The 17,557-nt window shown below is 65.5% G+C and carries 22 protein-coding genes, 1 tRNA gene and 1 riboswitch; of the genes, 12 read left to right on the top strand and 11 right to left on the bottom strand.

Annotated elements, in window-relative coordinates:
- Positions 1–6: 6 nt before the first annotated feature.
- The 4 genes from Q4S45_RS20210 to Q4S45_RS20225 all read left to right on the top strand — a co-directional run bounded on the left by Q4S45_RS20210 (position 7) and on the right by Q4S45_RS20225 (position 3,084).
- Positions 7–822: an ABC transporter ATP-binding protein gene (locus Q4S45_RS20210; RefSeq protein ID WP_305507198.1), complete on the top strand. Its 816-nt coding sequence runs from the start codon at positions 7–9 to the stop codon at positions 820–822.
- Between the two features lie 10 nt (positions 823–832).
- A complete protein-coding gene (locus Q4S45_RS20215; protein ID WP_305507199.1) occupies positions 833–1,180 on the top strand; it encodes an MmcQ/YjbR family DNA-binding protein in 348 nt (115 codons plus the stop codon).
- On the top strand, positions 1,180–2,433 hold the full coding sequence (locus Q4S45_RS20220) for a phenylacetate--CoA ligase family protein (RefSeq protein ID WP_305507200.1): 1,254 nt from the start codon (positions 1,180–1,182) through the stop codon (positions 2,431–2,433). Before Q4S45_RS20215 ends, Q4S45_RS20220 begins: the two co-directional genes overlap by 1 nt.
- 90 nt (positions 2,434–2,523) lie before the next feature.
- A complete protein-coding gene (locus Q4S45_RS20225; RefSeq protein WP_305507201.1) occupies positions 2,524–3,084 on the top strand; it encodes a hypoxanthine-guanine phosphoribosyltransferase in 561 nt (186 codons plus the stop codon).
- Between the two features lie 103 nt (positions 3,085–3,187).
- On the opposite strand, the gene Q4S45_RS20230 is transcribed toward Q4S45_RS20225, so the two are convergent.
- From Q4S45_RS20230 to Q4S45_RS20250, 5 genes are all read right to left on the bottom strand, one after another.
- Positions 3,188–3,721, bottom strand: a complete 534-nt coding sequence (locus Q4S45_RS20230; RefSeq protein WP_305507202.1) for a 6,7-dimethyl-8-ribityllumazine synthase — start codon at positions 3,719–3,721, stop codon at positions 3,188–3,190.
- Between the two features lie 177 nt (positions 3,722–3,898).
- Positions 3,899–4,058: riboswitch (FMN riboswitch) on the bottom strand.
- Positions 4,059–4,214: 156 nt separating this feature from the next.
- The gene (locus Q4S45_RS20235) at positions 4,215–5,168 is read right to left on the bottom strand and encodes a nitronate monooxygenase family protein (protein WP_305507203.1); all 954 of its coding nucleotides are present in this window, start codon (positions 5,166–5,168) and stop codon (positions 4,215–4,217) included.
- A 69-nt stretch (positions 5,169–5,237) separates the two neighbouring features.
- A complete protein-coding gene (locus Q4S45_RS20240; RefSeq protein WP_305507204.1) occupies positions 5,238–6,149 on the bottom strand; it encodes an MBL fold metallo-hydrolase in 912 nt (303 codons plus the stop codon).
- Complete coding sequence (locus tag Q4S45_RS20245) at positions 6,146–6,589, bottom strand: hypothetical protein (RefSeq protein WP_305507205.1); 444 nt, start codon at positions 6,587–6,589, stop codon at positions 6,146–6,148. Before Q4S45_RS20245 ends, Q4S45_RS20240 begins: the two co-directional genes overlap by 4 nt.
- The gene (locus Q4S45_RS20250; protein WP_305507206.1) at positions 6,590–6,793 is read right to left on the bottom strand and encodes a DUF1289 domain-containing protein; all 204 of its coding nucleotides are present in this window, start codon (positions 6,791–6,793) and stop codon (positions 6,590–6,592) included. It abuts the gene before it with no gap.
- A gap of 75 nt (positions 6,794–6,868) precedes the next feature.
- Between Q4S45_RS20250 and Q4S45_RS20255 the strand changes: the two genes are divergently transcribed.
- Together Q4S45_RS20255 and Q4S45_RS20260 are read left to right on the top strand one after the other, a co-directional pair.
- Complete coding sequence (locus Q4S45_RS20255; protein WP_305512160.1) at positions 6,869–7,309, top strand: CopG family transcriptional regulator; 441 nt, start codon at positions 6,869–6,871, stop codon at positions 7,307–7,309.
- A gap of 23 nt (positions 7,310–7,332) precedes the next feature.
- The gene (locus Q4S45_RS20260) at positions 7,333–8,535 is read left to right on the top strand and encodes a PHB depolymerase family esterase (protein WP_305507207.1); all 1,203 of its coding nucleotides are present in this window, start codon (positions 7,333–7,335) and stop codon (positions 8,533–8,535) included.
- A 113-nt stretch (positions 8,536–8,648) separates the two neighbouring features.
- Here Q4S45_RS20260 and Q4S45_RS20265 read toward each other — a convergent pair whose 3' ends face one another.
- From Q4S45_RS20265 to Q4S45_RS20280, 4 genes are read right to left on the bottom strand one after another with little or no spacing between them, the layout of a single operon-like run.
- Positions 8,649–8,915, bottom strand: a complete 267-nt coding sequence (locus Q4S45_RS20265; RefSeq protein WP_305507208.1) for a SemiSWEET transporter — start codon at positions 8,913–8,915, stop codon at positions 8,649–8,651.
- On the bottom strand, positions 8,912–9,109 hold the full coding sequence (locus Q4S45_RS20270; RefSeq protein ID WP_305507209.1) for a cysteine-rich CWC family protein: 198 nt from the start codon (positions 9,107–9,109) through the stop codon (positions 8,912–8,914). Before Q4S45_RS20270 ends, Q4S45_RS20265 begins: the two co-directional genes overlap by 4 nt.
- A complete protein-coding gene (locus tag Q4S45_RS20275) occupies positions 9,106–9,303 on the bottom strand; it encodes a zf-HC2 domain-containing protein (protein ID WP_305507210.1) in 198 nt (65 codons plus the stop codon). Before Q4S45_RS20275 ends, Q4S45_RS20270 begins: the two co-directional genes overlap by 4 nt.
- Positions 9,304–9,314: 11 nt before the next feature.
- Positions 9,315–9,878 carry a sigma-70 family RNA polymerase sigma factor gene (locus Q4S45_RS20280; RefSeq protein WP_305507211.1) on the bottom strand — a complete coding sequence of 188 codons (564 nt, stop codon included), beginning with the start codon at positions 9,876–9,878 and terminating at the stop codon, positions 9,315–9,317.
- 113 nt (positions 9,879–9,991) lie between these two features.
- On the opposite strand from Q4S45_RS20280, the gene argB reads away from it, so the two are divergent.
- Both argB and Q4S45_RS20290 read left to right on the top strand, forming a co-directional pair.
- Positions 9,992–10,918, top strand: a complete 927-nt coding sequence (gene argB / locus Q4S45_RS20285; RefSeq protein ID WP_305507212.1) for an acetylglutamate kinase — start codon at positions 9,992–9,994, stop codon at positions 10,916–10,918.
- 33 nt (positions 10,919–10,951) lie between these two features.
- Positions 10,952–11,026: transfer RNA gene (locus Q4S45_RS20290), tRNA-Thr, on the top strand.
- Positions 11,027–11,048: 22 nt separating this feature from the next.
- Here Q4S45_RS20290 and Q4S45_RS20295 read toward each other — a convergent pair.
- Positions 11,049–11,918 carry a TraB/GumN family protein gene (locus Q4S45_RS20295; RefSeq protein ID WP_305507213.1) on the bottom strand — a complete coding sequence of 290 codons (870 nt, stop codon included), beginning with the start codon at positions 11,916–11,918 and terminating at the stop codon, positions 11,049–11,051.
- Between the two features lie 117 nt (positions 11,919–12,035).
- Here Q4S45_RS20295 and Q4S45_RS20300 point away from each other — a divergent pair, with 117 nt between their 5' ends.
- The 3 genes from Q4S45_RS20300 (at position 12,036) to pabB (ending at position 15,239) form a co-directional block, all read left to right on the top strand.
- Positions 12,036–12,680: an HAD-IA family hydrolase gene (locus tag Q4S45_RS20300; protein WP_305512161.1), complete on the top strand. Its 645-nt coding sequence runs from the start codon at positions 12,036–12,038 to the stop codon at positions 12,678–12,680.
- Between the two features lie 33 nt (positions 12,681–12,713).
- Entirely contained in the window at positions 12,714–13,292 is a 579-nt protein-coding gene (gene slmA, locus Q4S45_RS20305) for a nucleoid occlusion factor SlmA (protein WP_305507214.1), read from the top strand.
- 126 nt (positions 13,293–13,418) lie between these two features.
- A complete protein-coding gene (gene pabB / locus Q4S45_RS20310; RefSeq protein ID WP_305507215.1) occupies positions 13,419–15,239 on the top strand; it encodes an aminodeoxychorismate synthase component I in 1,821 nt (606 codons plus the stop codon).
- Between the two features lie 117 nt (positions 15,240–15,356).
- Here pabB and Q4S45_RS20315 read toward each other — a convergent pair whose 3' ends face one another.
- Positions 15,357–15,947: a glutathione peroxidase gene (locus Q4S45_RS20315; protein ID WP_305507216.1), complete on the bottom strand. Its 591-nt coding sequence runs from the start codon at positions 15,945–15,947 to the stop codon at positions 15,357–15,359.
- A 193-nt stretch (positions 15,948–16,140) separates the two neighbouring features.
- Between Q4S45_RS20315 and Q4S45_RS20320 the strand changes: the two genes are divergently transcribed.
- Positions 16,141–17,496, top strand: coding sequence for an HD-GYP domain-containing protein (locus Q4S45_RS20320; protein WP_305507217.1), 1,356 nt, complete (start codon positions 16,141–16,143; stop codon positions 17,494–17,496).
- Positions 17,497–17,557: the final 61 nt, after the last annotated feature.

Raw genomic sequence — 17,557 nt, forward strand, 5'->3', positions numbered from 1 at the left:
GAAGCTATGACAAACGCAGAAGCGCCATACCTTTCGGTGAACAACATCGAAGTCATCTACGACCACGTGATCCTGGTCCTGAAAGGCGTATCGCTGCAGGTCCCGAAAGGGAAGATCGTCGCTTTGCTGGGCGCGAACGGCGCCGGCAAATCGACCACGCTGAAAACCATCTCCACGCTGTTGCGCGGCGAGCGCGGCGACGTCACCAAGGGCGAGGTGCGCTTCAACGGCGAGCGCGTCGATCAGCTGACGCCTAACGCGCTGGTCAGACGCGGCCTGTCGCAGGTGATGGAAGGCCGCCACTGCTTCGGCCACCTGACCATCGAAGAAAACCTGCTCACCGGCGCCTACACACGCTCCGATTCGCGCGCCGAGCAGAAGGCGTCGCTGGAAGCGGTGTACCAATACTTCCCGCGCCTGAAGGAGCGCCGCTCCAGCCAGGCCGGCTACACCTCCGGCGGCGAGCAGCAGATGTGCGCGATCGGCCGCGCGCTGATGGCCAGGCCGTCGATGATCCTGCTCGACGAACCGTCGATGGGCATCGCGCCGCAGATCGTCGAAGAGATCTTCGACATCGTCAGGGACCTGAACCAGAAGGAAGGCGTGTCCTTCCTGCTGGCCGAACAGAATACAAACGTCGCCCTGCGCTACGCCGATTTCGGCTACATCCTGGAAAACGGCCGCGTGGTGATGGAAGGCGCCGCCGCGGAACTGGCGGCCAACGAAGACGTCAAAGAGTTCTACCTCGGCGTGTCCGGGGCGGGCCGCAAGAGCTTCAGGGACATGAAATTTTACCGCCGCCGCAAACGCTGGCTGGCTTGAGGAAGCAGGAATGAATTTCGAAAAAGCGAAGGACGTGTGCCGCAGTTTTCCCGGTGCGACCGAGGACATCAAATGGGGCGCGGACGTGGTGTTTTCGGTCGGCGAGAAAATGTTCATGGTGACCGGCGCCGACAACCCGCAAGGCATGAGCTTCAAGGTCGAGGACGAACGATTTCTCGAACTGACCGACCGGCCCGGGATCATCCCGGCGCCCTACCTGGCCCGCGCCAAGTGGGTGCGGGTCGAGCACGCTGATGCGCTTGGCGACAAGGAGGCGGCCGAACTGCTGCGCCGTTCGTACGAACTGGTGTTCGCCAAACTGACCAAGAAACTGCAGCGGGAAATTGGAGAAGCCTGATGGCCGATACGCTCGACGAGCTCGAAACGCGCGATCCGCAGGCGCGTGAACGCGACCTGATGGCGCGCCTGCCGCAGCTGGTCGCGCGCGCCCAGCAGGCGCCCGGCTGGGCGCGCATACTCGCCGGCGTCGATGCCGCCAGCGTCACCAGCCGCGCCGCGCTGGCCGCGCTGCCCGTCACGCGCAAGTCGGAGCTGAAGGCCTTGCAGCAGGCGTCCTTGCCGTTCGGCGGCTTGGCCGCGACGCCGGCGAGCGACCTGCGCCGCGTCTATGTGTCGCCCGGTCCGATCTACGACCCCGAGGGCAAAGGGCGCGACTGGTGGCGCTTCGCGCGGCCGATGCACGCGGCCGGCGTGCGCGCGGGCGGCCTGCTGCAGAACTGCTTTTCGTATCACTTCACGCCGGCTGCGTTCATGGTCGAAGGCGGCGCCGCGCGCATCGGGTGCGCGGTGATTCCCGCCGGCGCCGGCCAGACCGAGATGCAGGTGCAGGCGATGGCCGACCTGCGGCCCGACACCTACGTCGGCACGCCCTCCTTCCTGCGCATCATCATCGAAAAGGCGCGCGAGATGGGCGCCGACATCAGCAGCGTGAAAAATGCGCTGATGGGCGCCGAAGCCCTGCCCGAGTCGCTGCGCGCCTGGTTCCGCGCCAACGGCGTGCCCAACGTGCTGCAGACCTATGCCTCGGCCGATATCGGCAGCATCGCGTACGAAACCGCAAGCGGCGGCGTGATCGATGCCGGCATGGTGGTCGATGAAGACGTGATCGTCGAAATCGTCCGTCCCGGCACCGGCGAGCCGGTTGCGCCGGGCGACATCGGCGAAATCGTCGTCACCTTGTTCAATCATGACTATCCGCTGATCCGCTTTGCGACCGGCGACATGTCGGCGCTGCTGACCGATGCGCCAGCGCCGGGCGGCCGCACCAACGTGCGCATCCGCGGCTGGCTGGGGCGGGCCGACCAGACCACCAAGGTGCGCGCCATGTTCGTGCATCCGGCGCAGGTGGCCAACATCGTGCGGCGCCATCCCGAGATCCTCAAGGCGCGGCTGGTCGTCACCGGCAGCATGGCCAACGACGTGATGACGCTGCATTGCGAGGTGGCGCAGCCGCTGGCGGCCGAACAGGTCGCGGCGATCGTCGCCTCCATCCGCGATGTGACGAAGCTGCGCGGCGAAGTCGTGTGCGAAGCGCAGGGGGCGTTGGCCGACGACGGCAAGGTGATCGAGGACCGGCGCGATTACAGCTGAAGGCGGGCTGTGGCGTAAATCCAACTGCGCGCCCATGGCTTTGCGCCAGATGCAGCATAATTGGCGATGTACTTTTTCGAGTAGATCGCCATGCAAGAGTTCAACCTGGCCCGCGCCAAATCCCTCCTCGCCCACGCGGAAGAAATCGTCGATGAAGAAGCGGCCCGGGCGGCCGTGCGTGATGTCGCGGCGGCGCTGAACGACCGCTTCGGCAACGCGGAAGAAGAACACTTCCCGCTGGTACTCGGCGTGATGGGCGGCGCGGTGGTGTTCACCGGCCAGCTGCTGCCGCAGCTGCGCTTTCCGCTGGAATTCGATTACATCCACGTGAGCCGCTACGACGGCAAATGGAAGGTTGTGCCGCGGCCGAATGTGACCGGCCGCACGATCGTCCTGCTCGACGACATCCTGGACGAAGGCGAGACGCTGGCGCAGGTCAAGGCGCGCCTGCTGGAGATGGGCGCGAAGGAAGTGGTGATCGCGGTGTTCGCCGACAAGGCGCACAAGCGCGGCAAGCCGGTGAAGGCCGATATCGTCGGCGTCAGCATTCCGAACCGCTTCGTGGTGGGATTCGGGATGGACGCGGAAGGCTACTGGCGCAACCTGCCGGGCTTGTGGGCACTGCGGCCGGAAGACCTCAAGCCACGCTGACCTCTCGCCTGTCGCTCCTGCGGAGGCAGGAGCCCATACTGAGGCGATTCATGTTCAGCATGGGTTCCTGCCTCCGCAGGAACGACGGTCTAAAAGTTAGCGACTACGACGCGCGCAATTCCTGCACGCGATCGCGAACGTGGATGCCCTCGGCTGGCGGCAACTGTCGCAACGAGTGCATCGTCGCGGCACACGCTCGCGCCACCTCCACACCCTTGACCTTGAAGTGGTCGAAGAAGAACTTCTGATGTTCCTCGGCGGCGTGGAAGTGATGCGGAGTGAGCACAGCGGAGAGCACCGGCACGCCCGTGGCGAGCTGCACTTGCATCATTCCCGAAATGACCGCGTCGGCGACGAATTCATGCCGATAGATTCCGCCGTTGACCACAAGGGCAGCCGCGACGACTGCGCCATATCGGCCGCTATTGGCCAGTCGTTGTGCATGCAGCGGGATCTCGAAGGCGCCGGCGACATCGAAAAAATCGATGTCCGATTCGACGTAGCCCAGCGTGGACATCTCGGCCACGAACGACAATCGGCATTGCTGCACGATGTCGCGATGCCAGCCGGCCTGGATGAACGCAATGCGTGCGTCGACCTTGACTGCGGGAGGTGCTGCGAATGGAAGTTGAGACATTTGATTACTCCTGTTTTTAGAAAATTAAAAAACAGGGCATGTGGATCGAATGGGATCTGCAGGCATGCAGCAGCCATGCCTGAAAATGCGCGCGCAACGCCGCGACCGCCGGCCGGCCGACGTTCGAAAAGAACCGTCGATCCGGGCTGCGACCGCCACCCTGGCATGCATGATCAATCCCGCTCTCTCTTTATCCGGACTATACCGTCGGCCCCGGAATCAAACCGGGTCTGCTGACCTTGTCGCCGAAGGATCGTCGACAAGCGCTCGCGGGCTAAACGCACTTGCGTGCGCCATTACCGCCGGTGGGGAATTGCGCCCCGCCCTGAGAACGTGCGCTGTCGTCACACCAGGTGCGGCGGCAGCGCGTGGTGATTCTAGCATGCTTCGAAGTATCTACTGTCGCCCCTGCGGAGGCAGGGGCCCATGCTGAAGAAGCGTCACTTCAGTATGGGTTCCTGCCTTCGCAGGAACGACAAACTAGAGCGGCAGGCTACAGCGCCAGGCGGGCGCGCGCGGCGTCGTATTCGGATTTCAGGCGCGCGACCATTTCGGCGACCGTCGGCACGTCGTCCATCATGCCCACGCCCTGCCCCGCGCCCCAGATGTCGCGCCACGCCTTGGCGCTGCCCGATCCGAAACTCATCTTGCTCTTGTCCGACTCCGGCAGCGCCTCCGGGTCGAGCCCCGCGTTGACGATCGACTTCTTCAGGTAATTGCCGTGCACGCCGGTGAACAGGTTGGTGTACACCACGTCGGCCGCCGCCGATTCGACGATCGCGTCGCGGTACGCATCGCTGACGTTCGATTCCTTCGTCGCCAGCCAACGCGAGCCGATGTAGGCGAAGTCGGCGCCCATCGCCTGCGCCGCGAGGATGGCGTCGCCGCTGGCGATCGCGCCGGACAGCGCCAGCGGACCCTTGAAGAACTTGCGCACTTCGCCCACCAGGGCGAACGGCGATAGCGCGCCGGCATGGCCGCCCGCACCCGCCGCCACCAGGATCAGGCCATCGACGCCAGCCTCCAGCGCCTTCTTGGCGTGGCGGATCGAGATCACGTCGTGCAGCACGATGCCGCCGTAGCTGTGGATTGCGTCGAGCATCTCCTTCGGCGGCGCGCGCAGCGACGAGATGATGATCGGGACCTGGTGCTTCACGCAGATTTCAACGTCGTGCGCGAGCCGGTCGTTGGACTGGTGGACGATCTGGTTGACCGCGATCGGACCGACCTTGGCGCCCGGGTTGGCCGCCTGGTACGCCGCCAGTTCGGCCTGCAGGTCGGTCAGCCAGGTGTCGAGCAGGTCGGCGGGGCGCGCGTTCAGCGCCGGGAACGCGCCGACGATACCGGCCTTGCACTGGGCCGCCACCAGCGCCGGGCCGCTGGCGATGAACATCGGCGAGCCGATAACGGGAAGGGACAGGTTTTGCAGTGCGACGGGCAGCGCCATGGCGAACTCTCGAAACAGGGTTGATCGGGTCGGATCATTATGAACCAAAAAAGAACGATCGTGCGGGAATTAACCGGCGTTGACCAGCACTATCCCGTCGCGTCGCGCGGCGCCGGCCTTCACCAGCGCGGCGGCCGTCCACTCGGCCAGCTCGCCGGCAGGGCGATGCAGGAAGCGCGTGCGCGCGCCTTCCAGCACAGGGATCGTCGCGAACATTGCCGCCACATCGGCCATCGGGATGCGCTGGCGCTCCAGCAGCAGGAACTTGAGCAGCACCTTGACCGCGTTTTCGGCGTTGCGCTTCGGGTCGGCCTCGAGGTAGTCGAGCCGCGCGTTGGCGCGCGACAGCGCGGCGCCGGCGTCGCCGAACGGCGCGCCGTGGCCGGGGATCACGAGGCGCACCTCGAGCCCGCCGATCAGCGCCAGCGTGGCGCGCGCTTCGGCGAAGCCGGATTCGCCATCGAGTTCCGGGAAGATCACGCCGAAGCCGTTCTCCCACAGCGCGTCGGCCGAGATCAGGATGCCTTCATCGGCGCAGTAAAAAATCAGCGAGCGCGGATCGTGGCCAGGCGCCGCCAGCGCACGCCAGCGCAGGTCGCCCAGTATCAGCTCGTCGCCAGGCGCGATGGTGCGCTCGAATCCGAAGCGCGCGCACTGCTGGCCGGTGGCCTTGTAGCTGAGCGTATCCTCGTCCCAGGCGCGCACGGCGTCCGCCTCGGCGTGCGGGATGGCGGTGGCGCAGCCGTAATGTTCCTGCAGCGCCGCGTTGCCGCCGCAATGATCCGAATGCATGTGGGTGTTGACCAGCAGGTCGAGTTTGCGCTCTCCCAGCGCATGGCGCACCAGCGCCAGCGTCTGCGGCGCGTGCGTGACGTAGCCGCTGTCGACCAGCGCGGTCTCGTCGCGGCCGATGAAGAGGATGTTGTTGGCGGAGAGCCAGCCGCGCTCGAAGATGCGCATCGAGGGCGGCAGCTTGCTCATTTCTTCATCTGGAAAGCTAGCGAGATCTTCGCGAATTCCACCAGCAGCGCGCGCGAGCCGCCGTTGAAGGTGGTGAACGAATTGCCGGTCCTGACGACCATCCGCGGCGGGAACAGCCAGCTCAGATACGGGATGCCGATCATCTTCGCGCCGCGCACGTCGCGCCACGCCACCTGCTTGTCCATCACCCAGCTCTGGCGGATGCCTTCAGCGTCGATGGTGGTGCGCGAGCGCAGGAACCAGTAATAACTAAGCAGCAGCAGCGAGGTCGCGCCGACCAGCAGCACCTTCGCGCCGAAGCCGTAGCCGAACAGCGGGAAGCGCAGCGCGATGCTGGCGCCGTAACCGAGCAGCACCAGCGTGATGAAGGTCGCGACAATCTTGAAGCCGCCGCCGTAGGCCGGGCCGGTGACCGCGGCGGCCGGTTGATAGAACTGCATCTAGCGGAACTCCATGTCGGCTTCGCGGCGCCGGATTTCGGCCCACACCGCGCGTTTGTAATCGTCGCCGGCGCCGCCCCACTTCACGATCTCGTCGATCGTGCGCAGGCAGCCGCGGCACAGGCCCGTGTCGGGCGCCATCTCGCACAGGCTGATGCAGGGCGATGGCACCGGGGTTTGCTGTTCTGGCAATTCTGAATTCATGGCCGCCAGATTAGCGCATTCAATCGAATCGCGCTTGACCTGAAATCTTTCAGGGGTACAATACCATCCATGCAGATGGTGGATGGATGCCACGAGGATGATATGGGGACAATGGACGACTTCAAACCGAAAAATGATTCGGAAAAAATTACGATCAATCTCGGCCTGATCGATTTGGGTCAAATCGACTTGCTGGTGAACGAGGGCTTTTATTCGAACCGGACGGACCTGATCCGCACGGCGATTCGAAACCAGCTCAACACCCATGCCGATGTGGTGAGGCAGACCGTTGCGCGCAAAAGCCTGGTGCTCGGCATGCATCACTACACCAAAGCGGACCTGGAAACCGCGCTCGCCGCGGGCGAAAAGCTGCACATCCAGGTGCTCGGCATGGCAAGTATCGCCAGCGACGTGACGGCCGAACTGGCCGTGGCGACGATCGAATCGATCTATGTGCTTGGCTCCCTTCACGCCAGCAAGGCGGTGAAGGCGGCACTGGCCGGCCGCATTCTTTGATGCGACGACAATAAGGAACACTCATGAAACTGAACGACAAACTCTTTGCCGGCATGCGCCTGGCAACCCGCACCCTGCTTGCGCAGGGACCGGCCGTAGCGACGTCGGCGATTCAGAAGGTGTTGAAAGGCGGCGCCGCCAGGGCCGCGAACGAAGCCCCGCCGATGCGGGACATCAATCCGCCGCCGGCCGCCAGCCGCGCGGCGCCGCCCCCTCCCCCGCCTCAACCGCAGGCGCCGGACGTCGCCGCGATGATGCGCGAGCTGGTGCCGGAGATGATGGCGAACCTCGATAGCGCGGGCGGAGCGGCCTTCAAGATGCCCAATTTCGAGATGCCCTCGTTCGACCTGTCCGGCGCGATGGGCGCGCGGGCGCCGGCCGAAGCGCTGCCGGGCAGGTTCATCGACGGCAGCCATACCAACGCCGCCGGCACGCGCAGCTACAAGTTGTATGTCCCCGCTAGCTACACGAGCGAAAAGGCCGTGCCGCTGGTGGTGATGCTGCACGGCTGTACCCAGGATCCGGTCGATTTCGCCAGCGGCACGCAGATGAACCAGCTGGCCGAGGAGATGGGCTGCCTGGTGGTGTATCCGGCGCAGTCGCAGCAGGCCAATGCGCAGCGCTGCTGGAACTGGTTCTCCGCGGTGGACCAGAAGCGCGACCAGGGCGAGCCGTCTATCATCGCCGGAATCACGCGCGACGTGAAGGCCAGCCACCGGGTCGATGACAGCCAGGTGTATGTCGCGGGCCTGTCGGCCGGCGGCGCGATGGCGACCATCATGGGGACGCTGTATCCGGAACTGTATGCGGCGGTCGGCGTGCATTCGGGGCTGCCGTTCGCGTCGGCGCACGACCTGCCGTCGGCGCTGGCGGCGATGAAGGGCAAGTTCGGCAAGCCGCAGGCGCCGGGCACGGCAATTCCGATCATCGTGTTTCACGGCGACCGCGATACGACGGTGCATCCGGCGAATGGCGACGAGCTGATCGCGCGCGGCAGGCACAAGGCGGCGAAGGAGGTCGAAGTCGAGCCGGGGCGGGTGCCGGACGGGCATGCGTACACGCGCACGGTGCACAAGCATCCGGACGGGACGCCGCATGCGGAGCAGTGGCTGATTCACGGCGCCGGCCATGCGTGGTCGGGCGGCAGCGCGCGCGGCAGCTACACCGACGGCAAGGGGCCGGATGCGAGCCGCGAGATGATGCGCTTCTTCCAGACCAAGCGCTGATCCGCCTGTCGTTCCAGCGAAGGCTGGAACCTATGCTGAATATATTTGACGACGCAAGTTTTTCTGGCCTGCGAACTCAGTATGGGTTCCTGCCTTCGCAGGAACGACGGCCTTTATTTGCGGCTCTCGAAGTACCACTTCATGCCGAGAATGCTCATCGCCAGCAGCAAAGTGACGCCGTTCGCCAGCACGATCGGCCAGGCGCCCAGCGCCAGCCCGTAAAAGAACCACAGCGCGATGCCGATGATGAACGTCAGGTACATCCCCGTCGATATCCCCGGCGCGCCGCGCTGGCGCCACACCATCAGCACCTGCGGCACGAACGAGCAGGTGGTCAGTGTGGCAGCCGCAAAGCCGATGTAGTCGATATTAAAATTCATTCACTGTCCGGTAAATCGCGCCGCCCTCGTTCGAGTTCGGCGATATGTTGTTTGAGGCAGGCCGGGCACCAGCACGCGGCGGGCTGTCCCGGCACCGGCACCGCGGCCGGCAGCTGGGTGCACCAGCACGGGTGGCCGCCGCCATCGGCCATCGCGCAGCCGAACGGCGCGCCGCAACGCGCGCAGGTGCTCACGGCGGCGGCCCTTGCCGCATCGCGCGGCGCAGCAGGTCCATCTGGCCGCTGAAGCGGGTGCAGGCGACGCATACCCACAGGTGCAGGCGCACGCGGGTACGCTCGACCAGCGACAGGTCGCGGTCGAGCCCTTCCGACACCAGCCGGTGCACTTCGCGGCAGGTCGGCTTCCAGCCTGTTCGTTGTTCTTCCATTGTCTTTCCGTTCACGTCGCGCTGCCGAACCAGTTCAGGTCCAGGCATTCGCGCAGGCGCAACCTCGCACGGTACAGGATCACCCATACATTAGACGCGCTGACCGACAATTCCTTACAAATTTCGTCGGTGTCGAATTCGAGCCACTCGCGCATCATGAACACGCGCGCGGCCTGCGCCGGCAGCTTGTCGAGGCACACCTCGAGCACGCGGAAGAAATCCTTCTGCTCCAGCGTTCCGTCCGGGTCGCCCCAGTCGCGCGGCATCTCGCGGGTGTGGCCGTCGGCGGCGAACAGCGCATCGACCAGCTCCTCGCCCGCGTCGTCGACGTCGAACTGGCGCTCGCGCCCGCCCTGGCGCAGCGCGTCGATGATCTTGAACTTCAAAATGCCCGTCACATAGGTGCGCAGCGACGACTGGCCGCGAAAGCTGTCGGGCTTTTCCAGCACCGCGATCAGCGCGTCCTGCACCGCGTCCTCGGCCTGGGCGTCGTTACGAAGCTGCAACTGTGCAAACCTCACAAGCTGGGGCCGCAGCGCTTCGAGCTGTGCGTGGAGTGTGCGGGTGGCGCTCATATCCGGCTTACATTAGCGGATCGGGAATTAAAATACAACAAGATCACCATATAATGGCCCCAGACACGGCTCGCTTGCCTGTAAAATCTCGTCAAATTAAATTTGGACCTGCCATGACCGCTGCCCTTCCCCCTCTCACCACCGAACAGCAAAACGACCTGGCTGCGGTTTCGCCGCAGATCAAGGCGCAAATCCTGGCCGAGGCCCTGCCGTACATCCGTAATTTCCACGGCAAGACCATCGTCATCAAATACGGCGGCAACGCCATGACCGACGAGCGCCTGAAGCACGGCTTCGCGCGCGACGTGATCCTGCTGAAACTGGTGGGCATGAATCCGGTCGTGGTGCACGGCGGCGGCCCGCAGATCGACAACGCGCTGAAAAAAATCGGCAAGCAGGGCACCTTCGTGCAGGGCATGCGCATCACCGACGAAGAGACCATGGAAGTGGTCGAGTGGGTGCTGGGCGGCGAAGTCCAGCAGGACATCGTCATGCTGATCAATCACTACGGCGGCCAGGCTGTCGGCCTGACCGGCAAGGACGGCGGCTTGATCCGCGCGCGCCGCATGTCGATGCCGGACCGCGAGAAGCCGGGCGAATTCCTCGACATCGGCTTCGTCGGCGAGATCGACGCGATCAACCCGGCCGTGGTCAAGGCGCTGCAGGACGACGCCTTCATTCCGATCATTTCGCCGATCGGCTTCGGCCAGGATGGCCAGGCGTACAACATCAACGCCGACGTCGTCGCGGGCAAGATCGCGGAAATCCTGAAAGCCGAAAAGCTGATCATGATGACCAACATCGCCGGCGTGCAGGACAAGAAGGGCAATCTGGTGACCGACCTGTCGGCGCGCGAGATCGACGAGATGTTCGCCGACGGCACCATCTCCGGCGGCATGCTGCCTAAAATTTCATCGGCGCTGGACGCAGCCAAGTCGGGCGTGAACACGGTTCACATCATCGACGGCCGCATCGAGCACTCATTGCTGCTGGAAGTCTTGACCGAACAGGCTTTTGGCACTATGATCCGGTCGCACTAAACATTTTGGCGGGGTCTCCCGCCATTATTTTCAGCCCTTGTAGCTCAGTGGTAGAGCACTCCCTTGGTAAGGGAGAGGCCACGTGTTCAATCCACGTCAAGGGCACCACTTCCCGCAGCACCCTCCCCTTTCAGTAAATTCGCTCGACGTTGATGCCGCGCGCGCGCAGCAGTTCCGGCACGCTCCGTTTGCCGATCAGGTGCAGCACGCCGATCGCCGCCACCGCCTTGTCTTCCTTCGCCAGCAGCTGCGCCAGCTTGTCGGCGAGCGCACCGTTGCGGCCATCGAGCAGGACTTCGCGGATGAAGCGGCCGGCCATCGTATTGTCGTTCTCGACACGGCGCGCCATCGCATCGAGCGCGGGCTGGTCGGCATGGCTCCAGGCCTCGGCGATCTGGCGCGCTTCGGCGGCGTGCTTGCCCGATTCGATCAGCGCCACGGTATCGGCCAGAAAGCCCCACTGCTCCTTCTCGGACAAGTTGTCGAACAGCGCCATCTGCGAATCCACCGACTCCAGCGAGACCACTTTCGCCTTGCCGGCGCGCGCCATTTTGGCCAGCTCGCTGTCGACCGCGAGATCGGCCCGATAGCCAAGCCTGGCGAATTCGTGCATCTCCAGGATGGTCGCGATCACCCACGGCTTGAGCGGCGCGAGGGACGCCGGATCGATGCCATCCTTCTTGAGCAGCGCCTGCAGGCGCCTCGCCAGCGCGGGCGGCGTCAAGCTGCCGGCGCGCGCCATGCCATGTTTCTGCATCGCGCTTGCGACCGCGGCAGGATCGAGCGCGGGATCGACTTCCAGCGCCAGCGTTCCCGACTCGGCGACCGCGTTGGCGATGCGCGGTTCGAGCGGATAAAACCCGGGCTGGCCGGCGTGCATGGTCCCGAACAGGAACATCGAATGGGTGCCGTCACTGACCTTGAACAGCGCGCCGCGGTCGGCCGCCGAAGCGGCCAGGCAGAACAGACTGAGGAAGACCACTATAATCTGGCGACGCATTGTTTTTCTCCGATCGATTTACTGAAGCTGCCCGTGCCGAATCTTAACCCGTCCCCCCTCGTGTGGCTGTTCGACCTCGACAACACGCTGCATGACGCATCGCACGCGATCTTCCCGATGATCAGCGCGAACATGAATACCTACATCGCGCGGGTGCTGGGCGACGGCGACACGCCGGCGACGCCTGAACAGGTCAACGCCGCGCGGCTGGGCTACTGGAAGCGCTACGGCGCCACGCTGCTCGGCATGATCCGCCACCACCAGGTCAGCGCGGCGGACTTCCTGCGCGAGACGCACGACCTGGCCGGCCTGCGCGAGATGATCCGCGCCGAACGGGGCCTGGAGCGCATGCTGCGCGCGCTCCCGGGCCGCAAGATCCTGCTCACCAACGCGCCGCAGCGCTACTCGCGCGACGTAATGCGCCATCTCGGCCTGCACCGCCAGTTCTCGCACCACGTGGCGATCGAGGACATGCACGTGCACGGCCAGCTGCGTCCCAAGCCGTCGAAGCTGATGCTGCGCCGCCTGCTGCGCCGGCATGGGGTGGCCGCGCACCGCTGCGTGCTGGTCGAAGACACGCTGGCCAACCTGCGCACCGCGCGCCAGCTCGGCGTGCGCACGGTCTGGATCACCCAGTACCTGCGCATGAGCGACCCGATCGGCACGGCGCCGCTGCCGCGGATGCTAAAACGCCCCGCTTACGTCGATGTCAAAGTAAAATCTGTCCGTCAGCTGCCCGCCCGCCTGCACCGGCTGCGCTGAACCGCGTCCCCAACCAACCTTCATCGAGAACACATGGCAAGCACCAAGCCGGGCCAGCGCAAACTGCAAATCCTCCAGGCCCTGGCCGGAATGCTCGAACAGCCGAAAGGCGAAAAGATCACCACGGCGGCGCTGGCGGCGCGGCTGGACGTGTCGGAAGCGGCGCTGTACCGCCACTTCGCCAGCAAGGCGCAGATGTTCGAAGGGCTGATCGAATTCATCGAGTCGAGCGTGTTCGGCCTGATCAACCAGATCGCCGAACGCGAGGAAAGCGGCGTCGGCCAGGCCCACGCGATTTTGCAGATGCTGCTCGGTTTCGGCGCCAGCAATCCCGGCATGACGCGGGTGCTGATCGGCGATGCGCTGGTGGGCGAGGACGAGCGCCTGCAGCTGCGCATGAACCAGTTTTACGACAAGGTGGAACTGGCGTGCAAACAGTCGCTGCGCCTGGCGGTCACGCAAGGGCATGGCGCCGAGGCCGACGTAGCCGCGCGCGCCGGCCTGCTGGTCAGCTACGTGGTCGGACGCTGGCACCGTTTCGCCAAGAGCGGCTTCAAACAAAATCCGACCGAGGGCACGGCCCTGCAAATCTCGCTGCTGCTGGCCGCGTAACTCCTGTCGTTCCAGGGCTCGGCGCCCCCCTTGGCTGGAACCTATACTGAGCTTGAAATACCCGTGTCTTCAAACTCAACATGGGTTCCTGCCTTCGCAGGAACGACGTAATTTTGATGTATCGCCATGAATTTCGATCACTGTTTCGCCCTGCTTGACGACGCCAGCGCCGCTGATCCGGCCGCGGCGCGCTCGCGCCTGTACACCGGCCTTACCGAGACCCTCGAATGCAGCGACGCGGCGGCCTGGCCGCAGCTGCTCGCGCAGATGCAGGAAGCGCTGGCGCGCGGCCTGTACGCGGTGCCGCTGCTGACGTATGAACTGGGCGGCCACCTGCTGGGCATCGATGCCCACGCCGTGCCCGGCGCGCTGGCGCGCGTGCTGCTGTTCCAGCACTGCGAGCACCTGTCGGCGCCGCAGGTGCAGGAATGGCTGAAGGAGCGTGCCGGCGAAGGCCCGGCCGGCATCGCCGGCGTGCGCGCGAACGTGGACGAGGAAGCGTTCACCGCCGCGCTGGCCCGCATCCATGCGCTGATCGCCGCCGGCGACACCTACCAGGTCAACTACACCTATCGCCTGCGCTTCGACGCGTTCGGCACTGTCCACGCGCTGTACGCCCGCCTGCGCGCGCGCCAGCCGGTGCCGTACGGCGCGCTGGTGGCGCTGCCCGACGGCGGCGCACTGCTATCGCTGTCGCCCGAGCTGTTCATCCGCCACGCCGGCGGGGAGCTGCTCGCGCGGCCGATGAAAGGCACGGCGCCGGCTTCGCCCGATGACGCGGAGAACGCGCGCCGCGCCGCCGCGCTGGCCGCCGACACCAAGAACCGCGCCGAGAACCTGATGATCGTCGACCTGCTGCGCAACGACCTGGGAAGGGTCGCGCAGACCGGCAGCGTGGAAGTGTCGGCTCTGTTCGAGGTGCAGCGCTACAGCAGCGTGCTGCAGATGACGTCCACGGTGAAGGCGCAGCTGCGCGGCGACGCCACGCTGGCCGATATCTTCATGGCGCTCTACCCTTGCGGTTCGATTACCGGCGCGCCCAAGCGGCGCACGATGGAGATCATCCACGAGATCGAACCGGCGCCGCGCGGCATCTATACCGGCGCGATCGGCTGGTTCGATCCGCCGCAGGCCGGGCGCGACATCGGCGCCTTCTGCCTGTCTGTGCCGATCCGCACCCTGACCCTGCAGCCGCAGGCCCGCGGCGTGCGCGCGGGCGAGATGGGCGTGGGCGCGGGCATCGTGTACGACAGCGATCCGGTCGAGGAATATGCCGAATGCCAGCTGAAGGCGCGCTTCCTGACCGGCCTGTCCAACGAGTTCGAGCTGTTCGAGACGATGCGTGCCGACCACGAAACCGGGGTACGCCATCAGGGGCGGCACTTGGCGCGCATGTCCGCGTCGGCACGCTACTTCGGCTTTCCATTCGATGCGCAGGCCGCCACCGCGGCCCTGAACCAGGCCTGCGCCGGATTCGAGCCTGGCGTGCGCTACCGCTTGCGGCTCGCTCTCGGCCAGTCCGGGGAGTTCAGGGTCCAGTCGGCGCCGCTGGCCGCGCTGGCCGAGCCGGTCGGCCTGCTGGTGGCCGGCGACGCGGTCCGCTCCGACGACCTGTTCGCGCGCCACAAGACCAGCATCCGCTCGCGCTACGACGCGGCGTGGCGCGAAGCGGAAACGCAGGGAGGCTTCGATACGCTGTTTTTCAACGAGCGCGGAGAACTCGCCGAAGGCGGCCGCTGCAACGTGTTCGTGCGCGTGAACGGGCGCTGGCTGACGCCGCCGCTGTCGTGCGGCGTGCTGCCGGGCGTGATGCGCGCGGTGTTGCTGGACGCGCCGGCGTGGAAGGCCAGCGAAGGCGTCATCACGCGCACCATGCTGGAACACGCCGACGACATCATAGTGTGCAACGCATTGCGCGGGCCGCTGCGCGCTTTTCTGCTAGTTTGAAAATGGGGTCAGGTCCGCAGGACCAGACCCCAATGCTGGAGGCTGCCGCAAATCCGGGGTCTGGTCCTGCGGACCTGACCCCATCTTACCCGGCCCGGAAAAACCTCCGTCGCCGCATCAGGACCCGAGCGCGGACTCGATCTTGCTGACCAGCTGCTTGTCTTCCGGCGTGACCTTGCTCGGGAAGTATTCGATGACGTTGCCCTTGCGGTCGATCAGGTACTTGGTGAAGTTCCACTTCGGCTCTTTGCCGGTTGCCTTGATCAGGCTGGTGTGCAGCGGATTGGCGTTGGCGCCGGCCACCGACGACTTGGCGAACATCGGGAACTTCACGCCATAGGTGTTGTAGCAGAAGTCCGCGATTTCCTTCGCGCTGCCCGGTTCCTGCTGGCCGAAATCGTTCGACGGGAAGCCCAGCACCACCAGCCCCTGCTTGTTGTATTTGGCGTACAGCTTCTCCAGGCCTTCGTACTGCTTGGTGTAGCCGCAGTAGCTGGCGGTGTTCACCACCAGCACCACCTTGCCGGAGTACTGGCACAGGTCCTGCGGCGCCTCGTCCTGCAGGCGGTTGAAGGTCTGGTGCAGGATGGCCGGGCAGCTTGCCGCGGCCGGCGCGGCGGCAGGCGCCTGCGCGAAGGCGACGGCGGGCGCGCCCGCCAGCATGACGGCGGCGAGGGACAGCGCGGCGATGGCTGGGGTCTTGAACATGTTCTTTTCCATACGGTCTGGGTTGGCGGGAGTTCATTCTATGTCAATTCCGCCAGAACGCCACGTCCTGGGAAACTTCCTCGCAGGATTTCACGCGACGGCGACAGGTCCGCGACGCCTCTTTGCGCGTTGACATAATGCACCCCGGCAATCATTTGATATGATGGCACTTTCCTCCCAGCAATCCGAATTCATGTCGATTGTTCCCCTTACCACCGCCGTCAACAAGCACCTCCTGCGCAGGCTGCTGCAGCTGGCGCAAGCCCGGCGCATCACCGCCACCCAGGATATCGTCGACATCCACGGCGCCCTCGTGGTGGCGAATGGGACGCATCTCGAGGCCGACCATTTCGACGCGCTGGCGGGCCGCAAGCTGAAGAAGACCATCGAATCGTCGCTGCGGGTCGAGCATCCCGTCGACACGCCACTGATCGTGGACACGGCCAGGCGCATCATCGACACCAGCGTGCCGGTCCGGCGCATCCTGCGCGCAGCCGGCGCATCGTCCCCACTGGAGCTGCTCGCGGCGATGACGTTCAACGAGCCGATGCGCCTGCTGCTGACCCTGGTGCACAACGAGGGTCCGCACGCGCTCGAGCACGCCGTCAGCGTCAGCCTGCTGTCGCTGGGCATGGCCGCCACGTTGCGCCTGCCGGCGGAGGAGCAGTTCGCCGCCGGCCTGGCCGGACTGCTGCACGACATCGGCGAACTGTACATCGCGCCGGCCTGGCTGGAACCGGGCAAGCGGCTGGCGCCGCACGAGTGGGCCCAATTGGTGATCCACCCGCGCCTGGGGCAGATGCTGGTAGCCGAGCTGGCCGACTATCCGCCGTCGGTCGCGCGCGCGATCGCCGAACACCACGAGCGCTGCGACGGCACCGGCTATCCGCGCCAGGCGCCGGGCAAGCACATCAGCGCGCCGGGACAGGCGGTGCTGGTGGCCGAGATGATCGCCGGCGTGCTGGGCAAGGACCACCCGCTCGAACGCGCCGAACTGGCGCTCAAGATCGTGCCGGGCGAACACGCGCGCGACCTGGTGTCGGCCATTTCCGGGGCGCTGCGCCAGGAAGCGCGCCAGGCGCCGGCCGCGCACGAGGAAATGAGTGGCACGGAAGAGCCGCAGCGGCTGCACCGGCGCATCGCCGCCGCGCTCGACTTGGGCGACCAATTGCTCGGCGGTCCGGGCGCCAAGTCGCCGCATTCGACGGAGATGCTGGGCCAGATGCTGGTGCGCATCGAGACGATCCAGCGCGCTTTCATCAGCACCGGGCTGAGCCATGACATCGGCCTGGTCGACGACGGCGTGCTGCTGTTCGAAAAATCGGTGGCCACCCGCGAGATCCAGTGGCGCCTGCGCGACATCGCGCGCGACCTGGCGCTGCACTCGGCCGGCTCGCCCGACGAGAAGGCGCTGTTCGCCGGCCTGATCGCCCTGCTCGACGACGACTCGGACGGCCCGCTGGCGCACGAGGCGAAGAACGCGCCGGCGCCGAAACTGGCGGCACGTTTGCCGGCATCATTTGCGGGCAGTCTCGCCTACGCCAGCTGACCTGTCGGGGTCTGGTCCTGCGGACCTGACCCCATTTTAAGAAAACCCGCGAATTTCAAAC

This window comes from Massilia sp. R2A-15, assembly GCF_030704305.1.
GTDB lineage: Bacteria > Pseudomonadota > Gammaproteobacteria > Burkholderiales > Burkholderiaceae_D > JAFCUW01.